Origin of the sequence: Amycolatopsis kentuckyensis (assembly GCF_002155975.1) — a bacterium.
Classification (GTDB): Bacteria; Actinomycetota; Actinomycetes; order Mycobacteriales; family Pseudonocardiaceae; genus Amycolatopsis; species Amycolatopsis kentuckyensis.
In genome coordinates this window covers 1-783 of the sequence record NZ_MUMI01000897.1, presented here as the reverse complement: position 1 = coordinate 783, position 783 = coordinate 1, and the positions used below count along the sequence as shown (strand labels likewise).

The 783-nt window shown below is 72.4% G+C and carries 1 protein-coding gene; it reads left to right on the top strand.

The window, feature by feature from the left end:
• Nucleotides 1–149 precede the first annotated feature (149 nt).
• Nucleotides 150–783: GntR family transcriptional regulator (locus CCN39_RS48990; RefSeq protein WP_086854052.1), on the top strand; the 634-nt coding region annotated here is incomplete at its 3' end.

The window sequence follows — 783 nt, the reverse complement described above, 5'->3', positions numbered from 1 at the left end:
GCCCCGAGCCCAGCGGCCTGCCCCGGCCCAAGCAGCCGGCCCCCGCCTGCCCCAGCCTGCGGGAAAGTGACTTTGCCACCGCTTTGCCCCGGCGCCCCCGGGCCGCGCCGGGTGTTACCTCGGCGGGCGTTGCGCGACATACTGAAGCCATGCCCCGTCCGAAACACGTCGCCGCGAGCGATCTGCGTCTGCCGGACGCGCTGCAGCCGGGGCGGCCGAAGGGCGACCAGCTGCGGGAAATCCTCGAGAGCGCCGCCAACGAGGCCGGGCCGGGGCGGCTGATGCCGTCCGAGCGGTTCCTCGCCGAGCACTTCCAGGTGGCCCGCGGCACCGTGCGGCAGGAGATCAACCGCCTGGTCGCCGACGGCGTCCTGTACCGCCAGCACGGCACCGCGACCTTCACCGCCGAACGGCAGGCCGCGCACATCGACATGCTGACCTCGTTCACCGAGGACATGCAGGCCCGCGGCGTCGTCCCGAAGACGAAGGTGCTGCACGCCGAGGTCGAAAGCGCGGGCCCCCGCATCGCGGGACGGCTGAACGTGCCGCCGGGTGCGCGGGTGTTCCGGCTGGAACGCCTCCGCTACGTCGAGGACGAGCCGTTCGCGGTCGAGCGCACCAACCTGTCCGTCGACCGGTTCCCGGACATCGAGCTGTTCGACTGGGAAACCCAGTCCCTGCACCGCACGATCGAGGAACGCTGGGGCGTGCGCCCGGAGTGGAACGACACGGCGATCTCCGCGGTCCTGCCCAACAGCCACGACGCGGCCCTGCTCGGCATCG